The sequence below is a fragment of the Mycobacteroides chelonae CCUG 47445 genome (genome assembly GCF_001632805.1).
Classification (GTDB): Bacteria; Actinomycetota; Actinomycetes; order Mycobacteriales; family Mycobacteriaceae; genus Mycobacterium; species Mycobacterium chelonae.
The window spans coordinates 4,795,041-4,798,900 of sequence record NZ_CP007220.1; the positions used below are offsets into that span (position 1 = coordinate 4,795,041).

The following is a 3,860-nucleotide window of genomic DNA, read 5'->3' on the forward strand; positions in this document are numbered from 1 at the left end:
TTGTTTAGTGGCCACCGGAGTGCGCCGACCCATGCGAGGATCCCGCCTCCGAGCCGTCGACACCCGGCAACGCATCAACAACGAACGTGGCTGTGTGGACTCTGCCCTCTACCTGGAAGTCCAAGTAGAGGAAATATCGGCCGGCTGTGGGTGCCTGTGCCATGAACGAGATGGACGGGCCTCCGTGTTGGTTCGCCATCGGCTCTGCGCCTTCGGGATGCACATGCAGAAATGCCAGATCCCCGTCACGCAGGGCAACCAGATGCCCGAAGGCGCCGAGATAGGGCTGCAAGGTGGTCACGGGTTGCCCTTCTCGGGTAACCGTCATCGTCAGTTCTCCCGCGGCACCCGCTTTCAGCTCGCCATTGAGTTGCACCGTGAAGCCCGCCACCTGATCGACAGTGCGAATCGCGTTGTGCCGCACAGGGGTGAAGTCTCCGGCCACGTTCACCACACGACTCAGCGTCAACGGTTGTGCATCGTGACGATCAGCCGGCCGGAAGTCGGCAAATACTCGATAGCTGCCGGCCGCATCCCATTTCCATGGCACCGTCCACGTGCCTGTGGTGGCGTCCAAAGTCGGGTGGACGTGCCGAAATCCCTCACCATCGGAGCGGACCACGATCAAATGCAATTTCTTGTCATGCGTCGTGGCGAATTCGACCAGTGGCCCGCCATCTGCGCCAGAAATATTCAGCTGCAGCTCACCGTCCACGCCTGCCCTTATGGGTGCACCCACGACCGACAGCGTGTAGCCGTCTCTTCCTAACGACAGCCCCTGAACGTCGTCGGCCGAACCGTGTGCAGCTCCCTGGTGTTCCTTCATTTCGTTACCCTCCATCGTGTGTCCGGTGGCGCCCCAACTTTCAACCGCGCTATCAGGCACCACCGCCGAAGCAACGATGTACGCGCAGCCAAACCCCACCGCTAGAACGGTGCTGAAGATGGCCAGCCGGCCCGCCGCGTTCACGCGACTCGGACCGCTGAATAGCCTGCGTTTGTGACTGCGGCCAGGATCTTCGCGTCATCGACGTCCTTGTCCACCCCGACGACGAGCTTGCCGGTGCTCGCGCTGATCTGGATACTCTCGACGCCGTCTACCTCGCCGACCTCTTCGCGAACAGACATCTCGCAATGTCCACACGTCATCCCTGTGACCTGATACTCGCTCGAGTGCATCGCCATCCTTTCGTTCATACCCCGGTGGGGTATCGGTATCTCGACTCAGACCATACCCCCGTCGGGTATCTTGCGCTACTCCCAACCGGCTCCCCGGATGGGTCTGCGCAGGCCGGTTGATATAGATAGGCGTATGTCCGAATCAGCCTTCGACCCGGCACCGATCAGACAGATCTGGCAGTCGCTGGGTATCCCCGGGATCGTGGACGTGCACACCCACTTCATGCCCAAATCCGTCATGGACAAGGTGTGGGGCTACTTCGACTCGGTGGGGCCGCTGGTCGGGCGTCCCTGGCCGATCACCTATCGCGCCGAGGAATCCCAGCGCGTCGCGACGCTGCGAGAGTTCGGGGTGCTGCGGTTCACCTCACTGGTCTATCCGCATAAACCGCAGATGGCGGCCTGGTTGAACCAGTGGGCCACGCAGTTCGCGGCGCAGACCCCCGATTGCATCCACACCGCCACCTTCTTTCCCGAACCCGAAGCCGCCGAGTACGTATCGGAGGCGATCGAGGCGGGCGCCGGCGTCTTCAAGGTCCACATCCAGGTCGGGGCCTTCTCCCCCACCGATCCCCTGCTCACCCCGGTATGGGGCCTCATCGAGGACGCCGGGATTCCGGTCGTCATCCATTGCGGGTCCGGTCCGGCACCGGGCGAATTCACCGGGCCGGAGCGAATCCGGGTGCTGCTGAAGCAATTCCCACAACTACGCCTGATCATCGCCCATATGGGCATGCCCGAGTACGGCGAATTCCTCGACATCTGCATGCACTACGACGAGGTGCGGCTCGACACCACCATGGCCTTCACCGCGTTCTCCAACGAAAAGGCGCCCTTCCCGGAGGCGGACTATCCGAGGCTGATGGACCTGCGCCACAAAATCCTCTTCGGGAGCGATTTCCCGAACATCCCCTACGGATACGCTGAGGCGATCAACGCCCTGCAAGCCGTCCCCGGAGCGGATGACGCCTGGGTACGCGGAGCGCTGTACGACAACGCGGCGGCGTTGTTCGGCGTCAACGGCTAGATCAACAGTCCGTCTCGGTAGGCCTGACGAACCTTGAGCCGCTGGCGTTTTCCGCTTGTGGTCCGGGGAATCGTTCGAGCCGGCACCAGCACCACCTCGTCGAGGGAGAAGCCGAACGCGGCACGGACACCGGCGGCTATTCGGGTGCGAAGCTCCCCGTACTCATCTGCCGCCACCCGGGTTCCCACCACGGCCACCACCGACTCCCGGGCACGTTGCTCGTCGGGCAGGGAGAAGACGACGGAGACACCTCCGGCGCCGGAGATGCTGTCGATCTCTCGCTCGATGTCGTAGGGCGGGAAGTTACGCCCGCGCACAATGAGCATCTCCTTGCGCCGCCCCACCACAAACAGTTCGTCATCGGCGAGGAACCCTCGGTCTCCGGTGTCGTGCCATCCATCCTCGGGCGCCGCGACCCCACCGTAGGGGGTCAGGTAGCCGGACATCACCGATGGTCCGCTCACCTGGATATCGCCCACGGCACCATCGGGTAGCGGATCGCCAGCAGGTCCGGTGATCCGCAACAGCAGGCCGTCGACCACTTGTCCGCAGGACACGACTGGCTGCTCATCCTCCGGATTCTTCCGGGCGTGCACTCTTCCGAAGGTCTTCGCACCCAATGGATACGGTTGCAGTGCAACGGTTGTCGCGAGCACAGTTTCGGCCATGCCGTAACACGGCACCAGTGCATCTGCCCGCATCCCCAGCGGCGCGAGTTGTTCGGTGACATCACACATCACCGAGTACGGAATGGGCTCGGCGCCGACGTAGGCATGCCGCAGTCGAGACAGGTCCACGTCCGAAAGTGCGCCGGCGCGCTTGATCGCGTCAGACACGGCCCGGTAGGCAAAGGGTGGGCCCGCCGTGTGCGTCGAACCGTGATGAGTCATGTGCCGCACCCATGACATCGGATCCCGCAGAAACCCCATCGGGGTCATCACACCGACCCGCAGACCGTAGAGGAGACCGGCCAGTACCTGGATGAAACCCATATCGTGGTACAGCGGCAGCCAACTGAACACCCGGTCGCGTCCGCGCAATACCCTTGTGCCGTAGGCGATTGCGCCGGCATTGTGCACCACATTGCCGTGTGTCAACAGCACTGCCTTGGGCGCCGACGTGGAGCCCGAGGTGAGCTGAATATGGTGGATGTCGCCGGGATTTGCGTGCGAACGCAGCGGCCAGTCGATCGGATCGGCATCGGTCAGCTCGCCGTACATCACGACGATCCGGTGCGTGATCGCCACCGCGACGCGCGGTTGCGCAATGACCATGGCCGGGTTCAGCACCTCCAGCGCCGCACACAGGTGTGCCACACCCGCCGATTCCGGCCGCGAGGGTGTGGGCGGCGGGGCGATCGCGCACGGTACCGCGCCCAACAACAGCACCGCCAGCAGCGTGCTCAGGTACTCCTCATCACTGGCGGCGACCATGGCCACGCGGTCGCCCCGGCGCAGGCCCCGCGCAGCGAGCGCCGCGGCGCGAATCCGGATGGTACGGACCAGGCCCGCTCCCGAGAGTGCGTGCAGGTGGCTACGTGAATCGTAGAAGTCGATTCGCTCCAGATCCGAGCGCAACAGGACCGTGTAGTCGATAGCGCCGGTGGCCATGGCCGGAGCGTTCGCCTTCACATGCTGGCGAATCGCGGTGACAC

The 3,860-nt window shown here is 63.8% G+C and carries 4 protein-coding genes; 1 reads left to right on the forward strand and 3 read right to left on the reverse strand.

Annotation, left to right across the window (positions count from 1 at the left end):
• Window positions 1-4: 4 nt before the first annotated feature.
• Both BB28_RS23370 and BB28_RS23375 read right to left on the reverse strand, forming a co-directional pair.
• Window positions 5-970 carry a hypothetical protein gene (locus BB28_RS23370; RefSeq protein WP_046255264.1) on the reverse strand — a complete coding sequence of 322 codons (966 nt, stop codon included), beginning with the start codon at window positions 968-970 and terminating at the stop codon, window positions 5-7.
• Entirely contained in the window at window positions 967-1,179 is a 213-nt protein-coding gene (locus BB28_RS23375; RefSeq protein ID WP_046256117.1) for a heavy-metal-associated domain-containing protein, read from the reverse strand. The genes BB28_RS23370 and BB28_RS23375 overlap by 4 nt, the downstream gene beginning before the upstream one ends.
• Before the next feature lie 133 nt (window positions 1,180-1,312).
• Here BB28_RS23375 and BB28_RS23380 point away from each other — a divergent pair, with 133 nt between their 5' ends.
• Window positions 1,313-2,206: an amidohydrolase family protein gene (locus tag BB28_RS23380; protein ID WP_046255265.1), complete on the forward strand. Its 894-nt coding sequence runs from the start codon at window positions 1,313-1,315 to the stop codon at window positions 2,204-2,206.
• Here the strand turns inward: BB28_RS23380 and BB28_RS23385 are convergent.
• Entirely contained in the window at window positions 2,203-3,837 is a 1,635-nt protein-coding gene (locus BB28_RS23385) for an AMP-binding protein (protein WP_046256118.1), read from the reverse strand. The two genes, BB28_RS23380 and BB28_RS23385, sit on opposite strands and share 4 nt — an antisense overlap.
• Window positions 3,838-3,860: the final 23 nt, after the last annotated feature.

Coding starts and splice junctions, on each gene's coding strand:
- BB28_RS23380 (WP_046255265.1), top strand. CDS start 1,313: ATGTCCGAATCAGCCTTCGACCCGGCACCGATCAGACAGATCTGGCAG.
- BB28_RS23375 (WP_046256117.1), bottom strand. CDS start 1,179: ATGCACTCGAGCGAGTATCAGGTCACAGGGATGACGTGTGGACATTGC.